Here is a 15449-nt window from a genome sequence, read left to right as displayed (position 1 = left end):
GGCGTGCGGCAGACTCGATGGCGTGCGAAAGATTCATGTCATCGGGATCGGGTCGGGCGACCCTGAGCAGCTGACCCTTCAGGCGGTCAGGGCGCTGCGGAGTACGGACGTGTTCTTCGTCCTCGACAAGGGCGAGGTGAAGTCGGACCTCACGCAGCTGCGCCGGGACATGCTGGACGCGCACATACCCGAGGGGACGTATCGGGTCGTCGAGGCGCGGGATCCCGAACGGGACCGGTCCGCCGGGGGCGCCGCGTACGCGCCCGCCGTGGAGGACTGGCGCGGTGCGCGCGCCGGTATCTACGAGCGGCTGATCGCGGAGGAGCTGGGCGAGGAGGAGACCGGCGCGTTCCTGGTGTGGGGCGACCCCGCGCTGTACGACAGCACGCTCGGGATCCTGGGGGCGGTCCTGGACCGGGGGGCGGTGGAGTTCGAGTACGACGTCGTGCCCGGCATCAGCAGCGTCTCCGCGCTCGTCGCCCGGCATCGGACGGGGCTCAACCGGGTCGCCGGCGCCGTGCAGATCACCACCGGGCGGCGGCTGGCCGAAGGGTTCCCGGAGGCCGTGGACGACGTGGTCGTGATGCTCGACGCCCACCAGGCCTTCCGCCGGTACGTCGACCAGGACATCGACATCTACTGGGGCGCGTACATAGGCACCCCGGACGAGATCCTCACCTCGGGCCCGATCGCCGAGGCCGCACCCCGCATCGAGCGACTGCGCGCCGAGGCCCGGGAGCGCAAGGGCTGGATCATGGACACGTATCTGCTGCGCCGGAACCCGGAGCACCGGGACCCCGAGGGCCAGAAGCCGGAGGGCCAGAACACCGAGCCACGGAACCCGGAGGGCCGGTACCGGTAGGACCGCGTCCGGTACCGCCACGGGTAGCCCGGGTAAGCCGCTTGCGCCCCGCCGGGCCCGCGCGCGGCACCCGCCCGGACCGTTCCCGCATGCGCCGCCGAGCCGCCGAGCCGCCGAGCCGCCGCTGTGATCGTGTCCCGTGACGTTCGCCGCGGAATCCGCGCCGCCCGCCGCCTCCCAGCCGCCGTCCTGGACAGGCGTCGGCGCAATGTCGTCTTCGTGACGATCACGCTGGGGATGCTGCTCGCGGCGCTCGACCAGTCGATCGTGGGCACGGCGCTGCCGACGATCGTGTCGGACCTGGGTGGGGTCGAGCACATGTCCTGCGTGGTGACGTCGTACCTGCTCGGGGAGACCGTCGCGACGGTCCTGGTCGGCGAGTTCGGCCACCGGTTCGGCCGCAAGCTGGTCTTCCAGGTCGCCGCGATCGTGTTCATCACGGGCTCCTTCCTGCGCGGTCCGGCCTCCAACATGACCCTGCTGATCGTCTGGCGGGCGATGCAGGGCGTGGGGCCGACGGTCTGATCGTGACGGCGATGGCCCTGATCGCGGACGTCATCCCGCTCCGGGAGCGCGGCAGGTGACAGGGCGCGATCGGCGCGGTGTTCGGGGTGGCGGCGGTCATCGGACCGCTGCCGGCGCCCTGTTCACCGATCGCCTCACCTGGTTCGAGCCGCGTTGAACGGCGGCTCGCGGGGCGGGCGGTGTGCGCGAGGCGGCCAAGTCCCGCTCGCCGGCCCGCGAACACTATGAACACAACGGTCAGACCGTGGTTCCTCACCCCCTCGCTCCCTAGCATCGCCGCGCACGGCTCGACGACGCGCCGACGAGGAACGAGGAGCAGCGTCTTGGACTGGACGAGAACCCCCGCACTGATCCGCAGGTCTGTTCCACCGGCGACTCGGCGGCGTACGACGCTCACCGCCGTGCTGGCCGGTGCCCTCGCCGTCGGCTTCCTCGTCGGCGCGTCGAACGCCCGGGGAGAGACGGCGGGACCGGCTCGCGCCGAATGCCCCGCCGACCTTGCTGGTAAGGCGACTTGCTACACCGGCCGCGACGCCAACGGTGCCTACTACGCGATAGCCGTGCCCGCCGACTGGAACGGCTCCCTCGTCGTGCACGCCCACGGCGGCCCCGACCTCGGTGCGGAGTCCGACCCCACCCGCAGCCTCGACGATCTGGGCCGCTGGTCGGTGATGGTGAAGGAGGGCTACGCCTGGGCGGGCTCGTCGTACCGCCGGGGCGGCTACGGGACACGGATGGCGGCCGCCGACACGGAGAGCGTGCGGCGGCTGTTCGTCGAGGAGTTCGGCACGCCGCGGCGGACGTATGCGCACGGCCAGTCGTGGGGCGGGAACGTCGCCGCGAAGGTCGTGGAGACCTACGGGGCCGGGGATCGCGGACGGCACGGGGCCTATGACGGGGCGCTGCTCACCAACGGGGTCCTCGGCGGTGGCTCGCGCGGCTACGACTACCGCGTCGACCTGCGCGTCGTCTACCAGTACTACTGCGCCAACCACCCCCGCCCGACCGAGCCGCAGTACCCGCTGTGGCAGGGCCTGCGGGCCGGCTCGACCATGACGTCGGCCGTGCTGCGCGCCCGGCTCCAGGAGTGCACGGGCTACGCCTACCCAGCACAGGAGCGGACCGCGCTCCAGCAGCGCAACCTCGACGACATCCTGGCCGTCACCCGGATCCCGGAACGCACGCTGGAGTCGCATCTGCGGTTCGCGACCTTCACGTTCCGGGACATCGTGCACGACCGCCTCGGCGGGCGGAACCCGTTCGGCAACCAGGGCGTCCGGTACTCCGGGTCCCATGACGACGCGGCGCTCAACGCCGGGGTCGAGCGTTTCGCCCCCGACCCCACGGCCGTACGCGATCTGTCCTACGACAGTGATCTCACCGGCAAGGTCTCGATCCCGGTGCTGACGCTGCACGCGATCGACGACCCGACGGCGTTCGTGGAGCACGAGGCGGCCTACCGGGCCACGCTGCACGGGGCCCGGCGGGACGGGCACCTGGTGCAGACGTTCACGCGGGAGAGCGAGCACAGCGAGCTGAGCGACGCCGAGTACGCCAACTCCATGGCGGCCCTGGACGCGTGGGTGCGGAAGGGCCGGAAGCCGACGGCCGGGTCGGTCGCCGCCTCGTGCGCGGCGTTCGACGGCACGTACGGCACCGGTTGCTTCTACGACCCGGCGTTCCGTCCCGCTCCGTACGCCTCGCGTGTCGAGCCGCGTCCGGGCGGGCTGCGGTGGCCCGCGATGACAGCCGATCAGGAGCGGGCCTGGAGCAGGATCGACGGTGTCGGGATCGCGCCCTGAGGGGTGCCGGGCCGATCGATGGCTAGGGTCCTGACATGGACTCTGGCAGGGAATCCGTACGTGGACAGGGACCGGCGTCCGGTGGGACATCCGTGCGTGCCGTCCTGATCGACATCGACGGCGTGCTCACCGTCTCCTGGCAACCGCTGCCGGGGGCGGTCGAGGCGCTGCGGGACATCCGCGAGGCCGGGCTCGGGGTCGCGCTGGTCACGAACACGACCTCGCGGACGCGGGCGTCGATCGCGCGGACACTGGCGGACGCGGGGTTCGCGGTGTCCGCCGACGACATCCTGACCGCGCCGGCCGTCACCGCCGCGTATCTCGCGGAGCACTGTCCGGGGGCGCGGTGTGCGCTGCTGAACAGCGGGGACATCGCGGAGGATCTGGGCGGGGTCACCGTCGTCGCCTTGGACGAGGACGAGTGCGACGGCGAGTACGAGGGCGGCGGCCCCGCACCGGACGTCGTGGTCGTCGGGGGCGCCGGGCCCGAGTTCGGTTACGCGGCGCTCAACCGGGCCTTCGGGTATCTGCAGCGCGGGGCGCGGCTGGTGGCCATGCACCGGAATCTGTACTGGCGTACCGAGGACGGGTTACAGCTCGACACCGGCGCGTTCCTGGCCGGTCTGGAGAAGGCCGCGCGGGTCGAGGCGGAGATCACGGGGAAGCCGTCGGCCGCGTTCTTCGAGGCGGCGCTGGCGCATGTGGGGGCCGGTGCGGACGAGGCGGTGATGGTCGGGGACGACATCGAGTCCGATGTGCTGGCGGCGCAGCGGGCCGGGGTGCAGGGCGTGCTCGTCAGGACCGGGAAGTACCTGCCGGAGACGCACCGCGACGCGAGCGGTACGCCCGACCATGTGATCGACTCCTTCGCCGGTCTGCCCGCTCTGCTGGCGGAGCTGCGGGAGCCGGGGGAACCGAGGGAGTCAGCGCAGGAGTAGCTGGAGGCCGCCCACGACGGTCGCCGCGATGACCAGTTGCTCGAACAGTCGCTGGTTGATTCGGTTCACGGCCCATTTGCCGAGCAACGCACCGGGCACGACGAAGGCCACGAGCGCCGCGTCAAGCAGCAGTGAGGGCCCGTCGATCAGGCCGAGTCCGGCGCTGAAGGGCACCTTGGAGACGTTGACGATGAGGAAGAAGAAGGCGGAGGTGCCCAGGAAGCCGAGCTTCCGGAAGCCGGCCGACAGGAGGTACATCGACATCACCGGGCCGCCCGCGTTGGCGACCATCGTGGTGAAGCCGCCCAGGACCCCGTACGAGCGGGCCTTGACCCGGCCGGCCCGGCTGGTGACCGAGTCCGGCTCCGCCTCCTGCTCGGCGGTACGGCGGCGCCACACCGTCACCCCCGCCATCAGCAGCAGAATCGCGCCGATCGACGTCCGGACGATCCCGTCGTCCGCCCACATCAGGAACAGCGTGCCGAAGACGACGCCCGCCGCGACCGCGGGGAACAGCCGCCACAGCGTGGGCCAGTGGGCGTGCCGTCGGTAGGTGAGGACGGCGAGCACGTCGCCGGCGATCAGGATCGGCAACAGGACGCCGGTGGAGGCGCGGGCCGGGAGCACAGCGGCGAAGATCGCGAGACTGACCGTGTTGGCCCCGCTCACGGCCGTCTTCGAGAAGCCGACCAGCAGGGCCGCGAAGGCGAGTGCGGCGAACTCCCATCCCGTGATGTGCCAGAGAGTCATCGTGTCCATGCGGAGACCGATGCTATGCGCACCTAACCGATGCCCGTAAGGAGCGTCTCGCCAGTTGGGAGATTGCTTCGCGAGATCGCTAGTGCCTCTCCACCAGCACCGCGCTTCCCTGCCCCACGCCCACGCACATCGTCGCGAGTCCCCGCTCCGCTCCGGTCCGCCGCATCCGGTGCAGCAGCGTCGTGAGGATCCGCGCGCCCGAGCAGCCCAGCGGGTGCCCCAACGCGATCGCACCGCCGCTGGGGTTCACCAGCTCGGGGTCGATGCCGAGTTCGTCCACGCACGCCAGGGCCTGCGCCGCGAACGCCTCGTTGAACTCGGCCTCCTGGATATCGGCGATCGTCCAGTCGGCGCGGGCGAGGGCCTTGCGGGTGGCGGGGACGGGACCGATGCCCATCACGTCGGGGTGGACGCCGGCGGAGGCGCCGGCGACATAGCGGCCGAGGGACTCCAGGCCGAGCTCGTTGAGCGCCTCCTCGCTGACCAGGAGCAGTCCGGCCGCACCGTCGTTCATCGGTGAGGCGTTGCCCGCGGTGACGGTGCCGCCCTCCCGGAAGACCGGCTTCAGCCGGGACAGCTTCTCGTACGACGTGTCCTCGCGGACGCACTCGTCGCTGTCGACGAGCACCCCGTCGGGGCGCCGCACCGGGAGCAGCTCGTCGTCGAAGTGGCCGTTCTTGCGGGCGTCGGCGGCCCGTTGGTGGCTGCGCAGCGCGAAGTCGTCCTGCCGCTCGCGCGGGACGCCGTGGCGTTCGGCGACCTCCTCGGCCGTCTCGCCCATGGACAGCAGGCCGTGCAGTTCCCTCATCGCCGGGTTGACCAGGCGCCAGCCGAGCCGGGTGTCGACGGTCTCGATGCGGTGGGGCAGCGCCTCGTCGGGGCGGGGCAGGACGAAGGGCGCGCGGCTCATCGACTCGGAGCCGCCGGCGAGGACGATGTCGGCCTCGCCGGCCGCGATGGTCCGGGCGGCGGTGGTGACCGCTTCGAGGCCGGAGGCGCAGAGGCGGTTGACCGTGGCGCCCGGTACCGATTCCGGCAGGCCGGCGAGGAGCGCGGCCATGCGGGCGACGTTGCGGTTGTCCTCGCCGGCCTGGTTGGCGGCGCCCCAGTAGACGTCGTCGATACGGGCCGGATCCAGCGCGGGCACTTCCGCGACGAGGCCCCGGATCACGGTCGCGGCGAGGTCGTCGGGACGGACCGACGACAGGGCTCCGCGCAGTTTGCCGATGGGGGTGCGGCGGGCGGCCGCGAAGTGGACGGGACGCACGACAGGACTCCTGACCGGGCTGTACGAATCGGCACCGTGTCGATACCGCATTAATTAGCACCGCTAGTTTTGGACTATAGACCGACCCGCCGCGCCCTGGGAAGATCCCCTGAAAGCCTTCACCGCAGCAGCCGGAGGGGACGAGGAGACATGGCCGACGACCGCGAGCACGTCATCGAGGGACGCCGGGGACCGGTCGTCGTACGTGAGTGGCCGCTCCCTCGACCCCGCTACCTGGCACTCCTGGTCCACGGCTACGGCGAGCATGTCGGCCGGTACGCCGGGCTGGCGGAGGTCCTGGTCGCGCACGGTGCGGCCGTGTTCGGGCCCGATCACGCCGGTCATGGCAGGTCGGCGGGCGAGCGCGTGGTGATCGAGGACTTCGAGGACGTGGTCGCCGATGTGCACTCGGTCGTCGGGCTGGCCCGGGCCGCGCATCCGGGCGTGCCGGTCGTCGTGATCGGCCACTCCATGGGCGGCATGATCGCGGCCCGCCATGCCCAGCTCCACGGCGACGGCCTCGCCGCTCTGGTGCTGTCCGGACCTGTGATCGGCGACTGGGAGCTGCCCCGCCGACTGCTCGCGCTGGACGAGATCCCCGACGCCCCCATCAGCCCGGCCGCGCTCTCCCGCGACCCCGAGGTGGGCGCGGCGTACGTGGCGGATCCGCTGGTCTGGCACGGGCCGATGAAGCGACCGACGGTGGAGGCGTTCGCCCGGATGCTGGACACCGTGTCCAGGGAGTCCCCCTTGGCCGGTGAGCCCAAGGGCGGCGGCATCGGGAAGCTGCCGCTGCTCTGGCTGCACGGGGACGACGACCGCCTCGTCCCGCTCCCCGGCAGCCGCGTCGGCATCGAGGAGCTGCGCGCGGACAAGACGACCGAGCGGATCTACCCGGGCGCCCGGCACGAGGTCTTCCACGAGACGAACAAGGCGGACGTCTTCGCGGACCTGGTCCACTTCCTGGACGGCGTGCTCGCGCACTGAGACGCGACGCGTTTGTGCGATTCGCCCCGGGGCACCCGCGCCGGCATGGGGTGGTCGCGGACGCCGCACCACGCCGTACCGGCCATGACCAAGCCAGAGGGACCAGAACGACCAGAAGGAGGAGCCCGGTATGACTGTCGTCAGGAGCACGCTGCCCGAACCGGCCCGCCGGGTCGCCGGGGAGGCCCTGCAGAGCACGCTCGTCGATCTCGTCGGACTCTCGCTGATCGGAAAGCAGGCGCACTGGAACATCGTGGGCCCGCGCTTCCGGTCGATCCATCTGCAACTCGACGACGTGGTGTCGGTGGCCCGCTCGTTCGCCGACACGGTCGCCGAACGCTCCGCGGCGCTCGGCCTGCCGCCCGACGGCCGGCCAGAGACCATAGCCGCGGCCTACACACTGCCCGGCCCCAAGGAGGGCTGGGTGCGCGACACGGAGGCCGTCCAACTGGTCGTCGACACCCTGGCGGCGGCCATAGAGCGACTGCGTGAGCGCATCGACGCGACCGCCGAGCCGGACCCGGTGACACAGGACCTGCTGATCTCCATCACGAGCGAGCTGGAGAAGCAGCGCTGGATGTTCGACGCCGAGAACTGGCCGCGCGACGAGTGACGCAGACCCACGCGAAGAGCCGAACTCGCCCAGGAGGGGCACCATGACCGACGCCCTCGAACTCGACACGCTGTGGGCGGACTTCCACCGCGTGGTGAACATGACCTCGCAGGAGCTGGCCGCCTGGCTGCGGATCAGTGACGCGGACGAGGAGACCGAGCCGCTGCCGGACCAGGCGGGCACGCCGACCGGGCAGCACGTCCTCGCGATCCTCCAGAAGCGGCGCACGGACCTCACGGACGACGACATCCAGACGATGTACGACGTCGTGGACACCGTCACCGAAGAGGCGGACCTGGAGAACGAGCCCGAGCCCGAACAGACCCGCCGCAGGCATCAGTTGATGACGATCGGCCACGATCCGCTGAGGCCGTGAGCGGCGAGCGCCTCGGACACTCCCCGAGAGGAACCCGGCAAGAGCGGCGCCGGCAAGGCCGGCGATGCTCGCCGCCCTTGCCGGCCGGAGGTGGCCGAAGACAGCCTCAGCCGGGCCGCATGATCGTGAAAGACTGCTCGGACACTCCGTTGTCGAGCACTGGAGGACTGTGTGACCGGGTCCGAGCCGGCCGTATCGCGTATCGACACGAGCAGGCCGCATCCGGCCCGGGTGTACGACTGGTTCCTCGGAGGCAAGGACAACTACCCCGTCGACGAGGAGCTCGGGCGGCAGATCGCCGCGATGCCGGGGGACGCTCCGCGGCACGCGCGGGCCAACCGCCGGTTCATGGAGCGGGCCACCCGGGCGGTCGTCCGGGAATCGGGGATCCGGCAGTTCCTCGATGTCGGTTCCGGCATCCCGACCGAGCCCAATCTGCACCAGATCGCCCAGTCCGTCGTACCGGACGCACGGGTGTTGTACGTCGACAACGACCCGATCGTGCTCGCCCACGCGGCGGCCCTGCTGCGCGGCACTCCGGAGGGCGTGACGGAGTATGTGCAGGCCGACGCGCGTGAGCCGGAGCGGATTCTCGAAGAGGCCGCGTCCGTCCTCGACCTCGACCGGCCCGTCGCCCTGTCCCTGATCGCGCTGCTGCACTTCATCGCGGACGACGACGGCGCCCACCGGCTCGTGGACACGTTGGTCGGCGCGCTGGCGCCGGGCAGCTGTCTGGTGCTGTCGGCGATGACGGCGGACTTCGATCCGGAGAACGTCCGGCGGGGCATCGAGGCCTACACCGCGAGCGGGGTGACGCTCGTGGCCCGTTCGCACGCCGAAGTGGGCCGACTCTTCAGGGGACTTGAGCTGCTGGAGCCGGGCATCGTCTCCCTGTCGGACTGGCGGCCGCCCACGGCGGAGGGCCAGGAGAGGGAAGAGCCCGTGTCGCTGTACGGCGCAGTCGGCTTCAAGCGCTGACCCATCACCCGCCCCGCACCCTGCCTCAGCCGGGCAACCCCCTTCGTCAGCCGAGCAACCATCCCCCGTCCACGCTGAGTTCGACCGCGTTGACCGACCCGTTGCGCAGCAGGAAGTCCACGGCGTCGACCACGTCGGCCATGGAGGCGAGGCGCCCGGTGGGGGTCTCGGTGCGCAGGGCGGCGAGTACCTTCTCCGGCTTGTCCCGCCAGTAGGGACTGTCGCCGACGACGCCCGGGTGGATGGCGTTCACCCGGATCGGGGCGAGTTCGACGGCGAGGGTGTTCACCAGTCCGCCCACGCCCGCGTTGACCGTCGCGACGGTCGTCCCGCCCGGGTAGGGGCGTTCCTTGGCCTGCCCGCCGAAGAGCACGATCGCGCTGTCGTCGTGCAGCCGGGACACCAGGGTGTGCACGACCTCGGTGTAGCCGACGAGTTTGAGGGTGACGAGTTGCAGGGCGGCGTCGATGTCGTACTCGGTGACCTTGTTGTCGTCGCGGGAGACGCCCGCGAGCACGAGGTGGTCGACGCGCCCGACATCGGCCAGCGCGGCGGCGATCTCCATCGGCCGCGCGAGGTCGAGGCCGAGTCCGCGGGCACCGAATTCCTTGGCCAGGGTGTCGGCGCGGTGAGTGTCACGGCCGGTCAGGACGACCTCGTCCCCACGCCCGGCCCGCATCCGGGCGAACTCCAGGCCGATCCCGGACGTACCGCCCACAACGAGGACGTTGCTCATGACTCCAGGGCCTCCTTCAGGTACTCCCAGTCCCGCGTGAACCGGTAGGAGTGGCGCGGCGGCGGCTGCGGCGCCTGGGTCTCCAGCCAACGCAGCGGTCCCTGACCGGCGTTGGCGAAGCCGTGCACGCAACCGGCGCCCGCCCAGGCGCAGTCGCCGGGGCCGAGCCGGTACCGCTCGCCGTCGAACACCGCGTCCGCCTCCCCTTCGAGGAACAGGTACGTCTCCTCGAAGGGGTGGTCGTGCGTGCCGGCCACTCCGTCCGGCGCGTACTGCACCATGAACATGGTCGAGGCGACCGCGCCCAGGTCGCTGTCGACCATCATCTTCACCGTGATCCCGCTGTAGACGAGCAGCGCGGTCCGCATGCTCGCCGAGACCGCGAGCAGGTCCTGCGACTGCTTGCCGCGATCCATCTGCACGGGCTCGAAGTGGCCGAACGACCGGGTGCGCGGGTCGCGGACGTCGATGCGGACGGGGTCGCGCTCGGGCAGCGCGGGCACCGCCTGGGTGTCGTACCCGTAGCGGGCCCGCGGCACGGGGGCGAGCATGTCGGCCCAGCGTCCGGCGACGTGCCCGGCGCCGCGCCAGGCGTGCGGGACGCCGGTCGGGAGGAGGCCGTAGTCGCCCTCTTCGAGCAGGTAGGACCCCTCGGGCACATCGAGGATCACGGCCCCGTAGAGCACATGGAAGCTCTCCTCGTACGAGTGCACATGGGCCTCGACCCGGCCGTCGGGCCGTATCCCGCACAGGCCGAAGCCGGTGTGCACACTTCCGTCGTCCTCGCCGACCAACGTCCGCCGCCGGTAACCGAGTTCGTCGTACGGCGGCTCCGGGGCGTCGACGGCCCGGCGCACCAGGTGTCGGGTCATGCCGCGCTCCTCGCCTCCTTCGCGGCCAGGAGCCGGTCGCGGGACTCCTGGACCAGGCGCCGGGCCCGGTCGACGTCGGCCAGCAGCCTGCCGTCGCGCTTGCGGATCACGCCGTCGACGATGACCGTGTCGACGTTGGAGACGTCCGCCGACAGGGTCACGGCGGCTGCCGCGTCGTGCACGGGGGCGACGTTCAGCGCGGTGGCGTCGATCGCGACGACGTCGGCGCGCTTGCCTGGGGTCAGCGAGCCGGTGCGGTCCTCGACGCCGGCGACGTGGGCGCCGTTGCGCGTCGCGATCTCCAGCAGCTGACGCGCCGTCAACATCGTTTCGGGTACCGGCAGGTTGGCCTTCCAGCAGTCGGCGTTGACGCGGGCGCGTTCGGCGCCGAAGGCCGCGCGGATCTGGGTGAACATGTCGCCGGGCACGGTGGTGACGACGTCGATGCTGAGGGACGGCCGCAGCCCGTACTCGATGGCCTTCATCACGGGCGGCCAGCCGTGCCCCATCTGCAGCTCGACCTGCGGTGCGATCGAGACCGTACCGCCGCTGTCGGCGACCATCTGCCACTCGTCCTCGTGGAAGTAGCAGCAGTGGACGTAGGTGGTGTCGGCGCCGAGGAGTCCCAGGCCGTGGAGCTGCTTGACCATGCCGAAGCGGCCCGCCAGGCGGCCCATCGCCACGTGCACGGTGATCGGGATGTCCAGCTCGCGGGCGAGGGCCCACTCGGCGGTGACGACGTCGTCGGTGCAGAAGCCGGGGCCGCGGGTGGCCAGGGCCATGGTCAGCAGGCCGTCGTCGGAGGGGAAGTAGGTGCCGCGGATCCGTCGTACGTCGTCGCCGGGGATCGTGATCTTGCTCTCGAACCAGTAGTCGGCGAGGGAGGTGTTGGCGCTGCCGTACGCGTACTGGGCGCGGATGCCGGACTCGGTGAGCCCCTGGATCGCGGCGTCCGGGTGGGCGGGCGTGTTGTTGATGTGCGACCAGTCGACAAGGGTCGTGATGCCGGCGTTCAGGCACTCCAGCGATCCCGCGAGGTTGCCCGCGTACACGTCCTCGGGGGTGTAGAGCGGTGCGAAGGTGTCCAGGATGTCGACGAAGTAGTCGTCCAGGGTGGCGTCGGGGGCGACATTGCGGATCGGCGCCTCCCAGGTGTGGCGGTGGGTGTCGACGAATCCGGGGATCACGATCCGGCCGGTCATGTCGAGCACTTCGGCGTCGGCGCTGATCTCCGGCCGCACCGCCGTGATCTTCCCGTCCTCGATGAGGACGTCCCCTTGCGGGAGGTCCCCGATGTCGGGGTCCATCGACAGCACGTGTCCTGCGCGCAGGAGTATCCGATGGGGCATCGTTCTTCCTCCCATGGGGGTTCAGTAGGCGGCCAGGCCGCGTACGGCCGCCACGACCTTGTCGACGGTGGGGATGACCTCCTCTTCGAGGGCGTCGGCGAACGGCAGCGGGACGCACTCCCCCGCCACCCGCCGGACCGGTGCGTCCAGCAGGGCGAACCCCTCGTCGGCGACGACGGAGACGACCGTCGCACCCCAGCCGCCCTGGTACGGGTTCTCCTCGACGGTGACGAGCCGCGAGGTCCTGCCGAGCGAGGCGAGCACGGTGCTCATGTCCAGCGGCACCAGACAGCGCAGGTCGACGACCTCGGCCTCGATGCCCTCGCCGGCCAGGAGCTCGGCGGCCTTCAGCGCGACCGGCACCATCGAGGCAAGCGCGACGAGCGTGACGTCGGCGCCCTCACGCACGACGGCGGCGCGGCCCAGCTCGACGACGTGGTCCGGCGGCGGGGGCGCGCCTTTGGTGGCGAGCAGCCCCTTGTGCTCGAAGAAGACGACCGGGTCGTCGCTGCGGATCGCCGCCGCCATCATGCCGATCACGTCGGCGGGGGTCGCCGGTGCGGCGATCTTCAGGCCGGGCACGGTGAACGCCCAGTTCTCGGTGGCCTGGGAGTGCTGGGCCCCGAAGCCGAGCCCGCCGCCGTTGGCGGTGCGCACGACGAGCGGCACGGTGACCTGACCGCCCGTCATGTACCGCACTTTGGGGATCTCGTTGGCGAGATAGTCCCAGCAGCAGGCCAGGAAGTCGGAGAACATGATCTCGGCGACCGGCCGCATCCCGGTCATCGCGGCGCCCATGGCGGCCCCCACGATGGCCTGCTCGGAGATGGGCGTGTCCCACACCCGCCCGGCCCCGAACTCCTCACGCAGCCCGACCGTCGTCTTGAACACCCCGCCGGCCTCGCCGATGTCCTCGCCCAGGCACACGACGGTCGGATCGCGCCGCATCTCCCGCGCGATGCCCTCGGCGACCGCCTCCCGGTAGCTGATCACGTCCGCCACGCCGCACCCCCGTCCGCCCATACGTCGGTCAGCGCCTCGCGCGGATCGGGTTCGGGGCCCGCCTTCGCTGCCTCAACGGCCTTCTGCACGAGGGACGTCGCTCGCTCATCCGCCTCGGCGACCACCGCCTCCGGTACCCCCATCTCGACGAGCCGCCCGCGTGCCAGGTCCAACGGGTCGTGCTTCAGCCAGCGTTCGACCTCCTCGGCCGGGCGGTAGGTGGCCGGGTCGGCGCGACTGTGCCCGAAGTGGCGGTAGGTCTGCGCCTCCAGCAGTGCGGGCCCGTCTCCCGCCCGGGCCCGCCGCGCGAGCCGGGCCACCGCGTCCTCCACGGCGACGACGTCGTTGCCGTCCACGACCTCGCCCGGGACGCCGTACGCGGGCGCCCGGTCGGCCGCTGGCCGGGGCACGGCCGTGACGTCGGCGATCGGGGTGTACTCCATGTACAGGTTGTTCTCGCAGACGAACAGCACCGGCAGCTTCCATACGGCGGCCAGGTTGAGCGCCTCGTGGAAGGCGCCGATGTTGGTGGCGCCGTCGCCGAAGAAGGCGACGGCGATCTGCTCGGTGCCGCGCAGCTTGGCCGACCAGGCGGCGCCGGCCGCCATCGGGAGGTGGGCACCGACGATGGCGTAGGAGCCGAGCATGCCGGTGGACGCCTTGGTCAGGTGCATGGAGCCGCCCTTGGCCTTGCACAACCCCGTGGCCCGGCTCATGAGTTCGGCGAGGCACTCCTGCGGGGTGGCGCCCCGGGCCATCGCGTGATGGTGGCCCCGGTAGGTGGCGAAGACGTAGTCGTCGGGGCGCAGGGCGGCGCTCGCTCCGACGGCGACGGCCTCCTGTCCGGCGGCGAGGTGGGTGGTGCCCTTGACGAGGCCCTGGAGGAACAGGTCGTGGGCGGCCTTCTCCGTACGGCGGATGACGGCCATCTGCTCGTAGGCGGCGAGGAGTTCGGCCGGGTCCATCAGCGCGCCCCGTCGCCATGAGAGGTGCTGACGGAGGTGTTGGGAGAGGTGCCGAGGGAGGTGTTGAGGTGGGACTGCGACTCGCGCCGGGTGTTGAGCTCCCCGCCCACCGTCCAGTACTTGCGGCCCGCCACCAGCAGTTCCTCCGCCGGGAACTTGGTGATGACCTCGCAGCCGTCGGCGGTGACGACCAGTTCCTCCTCGATGCGGGCGGCGGACCAGCCGTCGGCGGCCGGCCAGTAGGTCTCCAGGGCGAACACCATGCCCTCTTCGAGGACCTCGGGGTGGTCGAGGGAGACCAGCCGGCTGAAGATCGGCTTCTCCCAGATCGACAGACCGACGCCGTGCCCGTACTGCAGGGCGAACGCGGCGGTCTCGTCGGCGAACCCGAACTCCTCGGCGCGCGGCCAGACCTGGACGATGGCGGCGGTGGTGGCCCCGGGGCGGACGAGGGCGATGGCCTGGTCCATGTACTCGCGGCAGCGGACGTAGGCGTCGCGCTGGGCACGGGACGCGCTGCCGACGGCGAAGGTGCGGTAGTAGCAGGTGCGGTAGCCGAGGTGGCTGTGCAGGATGTCGAAGAAGGCGGGGTCGCCCGGGCGGATCAGGCGGTCGCTGTAGACGTGCGGGTGGGGTGAACAGCGTTCGCCTGAGATCGCGTTGACCCCCTCGACGTACTCGCTGCCGAGGTCGTACAGCACCTTGCTGACCACGCCGACACACTCGTTCTCGCGCACGCCGGGGCGCAGATAGCCGTACAACTCCTCGTAGGCGGCGTCCACCATCGCGCAGGCCTGGGTGAGCAGGGAGATCTCGTCCGGGGTCTTGATGCGGCGCGCCTCCAGGAAGACCTGCTGTCCGTCGACGACCTCGATACCCTCGGCGCGCAGCGCGGTGAGGATCGGCATCTCGGCGACGTCGATGCCCAGCGGCTCGCCGGCCAGACCGTGCTCGCGCAGCTCGGCGGCGATCTTCGCGGCGACGTCCTGGGCGATCCCGGCGTCCGGGTGGAAGGCCCCGCGGAGTGTGGAGATACCGGCACGGGCCCCGGTGGGCGGGCTGCCTTCCTTGCCGTCGCCGTAGTCGAGCCACGGGTTGTAGAGCTGGTGGTGGCGGGCGGCGGAACCGAAGTCCCAGACGACCGGCTCCCCGCCGCGCACCAGCAGGGCGAAGCGGATCAGCTTGTCCATCGCCCAGGTGCCGATGTGCGTGGCGGTCATGTAGCGGATGTTGGCGAAGTCGAAGCTGAGCACCGCGCCCAGCTCGGAGCGGTTCAGGGTCTCGTTCAGGCGGGCCAGCCGCCGCTTGCGCAGCCGGTCCAGATCGACGCGCTCTTCCCAGTCGACGGCATTGGGTCCGAATGTGCGGATCGCCATGGCGAACACCCCCACTTCGGAGTGAACGACCGCGCGCCGCGA

15 protein-coding genes and 1 pseudogene are annotated in these 15449 nt (G+C 71.3%); 8 read left to right on the top strand and 8 right to left on the bottom strand.

Going from position 1 to position 15449, the window contains the following annotated elements:
• Nucleotides 1-22 precede the first annotated feature (22 nt).
• The 4 genes and pseudogenes from cobF (at nucleotide 23) to ADK36_RS06720 (ending at nucleotide 4127) form a co-directional block, all read left to right on the top strand.
• On the top strand, nucleotides 23-862 hold the full coding sequence (gene cobF / locus ADK36_RS06735) for a precorrin-6A synthase (deacetylating) (RefSeq protein ID WP_048579957.1): 840 nt from the start codon (nucleotides 23-25) through the stop codon (nucleotides 860-862).
• A gap of 139 nt (nucleotides 863-1001) precedes the next feature.
• Nucleotides 1002-1529 (top strand): annotated as a pseudogene (locus tag ADK36_RS06730) (MFS transporter); the annotation flags it as partial.
• Between the two features lie 181 nt (nucleotides 1530-1710).
• Entirely contained in the window at nucleotides 1711-3189 is a 1479-nt protein-coding gene (locus ADK36_RS06725) for a hypothetical protein (RefSeq protein ID WP_425315454.1), read from the top strand.
• A gap of 35 nt (nucleotides 3190-3224) precedes the next feature.
• Complete coding sequence (locus ADK36_RS06720) at nucleotides 3225-4127, top strand: HAD-IIA family hydrolase (protein WP_199830124.1); 903 nt, start codon at nucleotides 3225-3227, stop codon at nucleotides 4125-4127.
• Here ADK36_RS06720 and ADK36_RS06715 read toward each other — a convergent pair.
• A complete protein-coding gene (locus tag ADK36_RS06715) occupies nucleotides 4113-4886 on the bottom strand; it encodes a sulfite exporter TauE/SafE family protein (RefSeq protein ID WP_048579954.1) in 774 nt (257 codons plus the stop codon). The two genes, ADK36_RS06720 and ADK36_RS06715, sit on opposite strands and share 15 nt — an antisense overlap.
• 79 nt (nucleotides 4887-4965) lie before the next feature.
• Nucleotides 4966-6153: a thiolase family protein gene (locus ADK36_RS06710; RefSeq protein ID WP_048579953.1), complete on the bottom strand. Its 1188-nt coding sequence runs from the start codon at nucleotides 6151-6153 to the stop codon at nucleotides 4966-4968.
• A 150-nt stretch (nucleotides 6154-6303) separates the two neighbouring features.
• Here ADK36_RS06710 and ADK36_RS06705 point away from each other — a divergent pair, with 150 nt between their 5' ends.
• From ADK36_RS06705 to ADK36_RS06690, 4 genes are all read left to right on the top strand, one after another.
• Nucleotides 6304-7140 carry an alpha/beta hydrolase gene (locus ADK36_RS06705; protein WP_053196717.1) on the top strand — a complete coding sequence of 279 codons (837 nt, stop codon included), beginning with the start codon at nucleotides 6304-6306 and terminating at the stop codon, nucleotides 7138-7140.
• Nucleotides 7141-7270: 130 nt separating this feature from the next.
• A complete protein-coding gene (locus ADK36_RS06700; protein ID WP_048579951.1) occupies nucleotides 7271-7753 on the top strand; it encodes a Dps family protein in 483 nt (160 codons plus the stop codon).
• Nucleotides 7754-7796: 43 nt separating this feature from the next.
• Nucleotides 7797-8129: a DUF3140 domain-containing protein gene (locus ADK36_RS06695; protein WP_048579950.1), complete on the top strand. Its 333-nt coding sequence runs from the start codon at nucleotides 7797-7799 to the stop codon at nucleotides 8127-8129.
• A gap of 171 nt (nucleotides 8130-8300) precedes the next feature.
• The gene (locus tag ADK36_RS06690) at nucleotides 8301-9107 is read left to right on the top strand and encodes an SAM-dependent methyltransferase (protein WP_048579949.1); all 807 of its coding nucleotides are present in this window, start codon (nucleotides 8301-8303) and stop codon (nucleotides 9105-9107) included.
• A gap of 46 nt (nucleotides 9108-9153) precedes the next feature.
• Here the strand turns inward: ADK36_RS06690 and ADK36_RS06685 are convergent, their stop codons facing one another.
• Genes ADK36_RS06685 through ADK36_RS06660 form a run of 6 tightly spaced genes read right to left on the bottom strand, consistent with a single transcriptional unit; the run spans nucleotide 9154 to nucleotide 15407 of the window.
• Nucleotides 9154-9843, bottom strand: a complete 690-nt coding sequence (locus ADK36_RS06685) for an SDR family oxidoreductase (protein ID WP_048579948.1) — start codon at nucleotides 9841-9843, stop codon at nucleotides 9154-9156.
• A complete protein-coding gene (locus tag ADK36_RS06680) occupies nucleotides 9840-10715 on the bottom strand; it encodes a cupin domain-containing protein (protein ID WP_053196715.1) in 876 nt (291 codons plus the stop codon). Before ADK36_RS06680 ends, ADK36_RS06685 begins: the two co-directional genes overlap by 4 nt.
• Nucleotides 10712-12064, bottom strand: a complete 1353-nt coding sequence (locus ADK36_RS06675) for an amidohydrolase family protein (RefSeq protein ID WP_048579946.1) — start codon at nucleotides 12062-12064, stop codon at nucleotides 10712-10714. Before ADK36_RS06675 ends, ADK36_RS06680 begins: the two co-directional genes overlap by 4 nt.
• A gap of 21 nt (nucleotides 12065-12085) precedes the next feature.
• Nucleotides 12086-13066 carry an alpha-ketoacid dehydrogenase subunit beta gene (locus ADK36_RS06670; protein WP_048580116.1) on the bottom strand — a complete coding sequence of 327 codons (981 nt, stop codon included), beginning with the start codon at nucleotides 13064-13066 and terminating at the stop codon, nucleotides 12086-12088.
• A complete protein-coding gene (locus ADK36_RS06665) occupies nucleotides 13054-14031 on the bottom strand; it encodes a thiamine pyrophosphate-dependent dehydrogenase E1 component subunit alpha (RefSeq protein WP_048579945.1) in 978 nt (325 codons plus the stop codon). Before ADK36_RS06665 ends, ADK36_RS06670 begins: the two co-directional genes overlap by 13 nt.
• Nucleotides 14031-15407 carry a M24 family metallopeptidase gene (locus tag ADK36_RS06660; protein ID WP_053196770.1) on the bottom strand — a complete coding sequence of 459 codons (1377 nt, stop codon included), beginning with the start codon at nucleotides 15405-15407 and terminating at the stop codon, nucleotides 14031-14033. Before ADK36_RS06660 ends, ADK36_RS06665 begins: the two co-directional genes overlap by 1 nt.
• Nucleotides 15408-15449: the final 42 nt, after the last annotated feature.

Origin of the sequence: Streptomyces viridochromogenes, from assembly GCF_001270495.1 — a bacterium.
In the GTDB taxonomy this organism is placed as follows: Bacteria; Actinomycetota; Actinomycetes; order Streptomycetales; family Streptomycetaceae; genus Streptomyces; species Streptomyces viridochromogenes_A.
Note: the sequence above shows the minus strand (reverse complement) of the source record. Positions and strands in the feature narration are given on the sequence as shown.

Excerpts from the sequence above, each read along its gene's own strand:
- ADK36_RS06720 (WP_199830124.1), top strand. The coding sequence starts at position 3,225 with ATGGACTCTGGCAGGGAATCCGTACGTGGACAGGGACCGGCGTCCGGT.
- ADK36_RS06715 (WP_048579954.1), bottom strand. The coding sequence starts at position 4,886 with ATGGACACGATGACTCTCTGGCACATCACGGGATGGGAGTTCGCCGCA.
- ADK36_RS06705 (WP_053196717.1), top strand. The coding sequence starts at position 6,304 with ATGGCCGACGACCGCGAGCACGTCATCGAGGGACGCCGGGGACCGGTC.
- ADK36_RS06700 (WP_048579951.1), top strand. The coding sequence starts at position 7,271 with ATGACTGTCGTCAGGAGCACGCTGCCCGAACCGGCCCGCCGGGTCGCC.
- ADK36_RS06695 (WP_048579950.1), top strand. The coding sequence starts at position 7,797 with ATGACCGACGCCCTCGAACTCGACACGCTGTGGGCGGACTTCCACCGC.
- ADK36_RS06685 (WP_048579948.1), bottom strand. The coding sequence starts at position 9,843 with ATGAGCAACGTCCTCGTTGTGGGCGGTACGTCCGGGATCGGCCTGGAG.
- ADK36_RS06680 (WP_053196715.1), bottom strand. The coding sequence starts at position 10,715 with ATGACCCGACACCTGGTGCGCCGGGCCGTCGACGCCCCGGAGCCGCCG.
- ADK36_RS06675 (WP_048579946.1), bottom strand. The coding sequence starts at position 12,064 with ATGCCCCATCGGATACTCCTGCGCGCAGGACACGTGCTGTCGATGGAC.
- ADK36_RS06665 (WP_048579945.1), bottom strand. The coding sequence starts at position 14,031 with ATGGACCCGGCCGAACTCCTCGCCGCCTACGAGCAGATGGCCGTCATC.
- ADK36_RS06660 (WP_053196770.1), bottom strand. The coding sequence starts at position 15,407 with ATGGCGATCCGCACATTCGGACCCAATGCCGTCGACTGGGAAGAGCGC.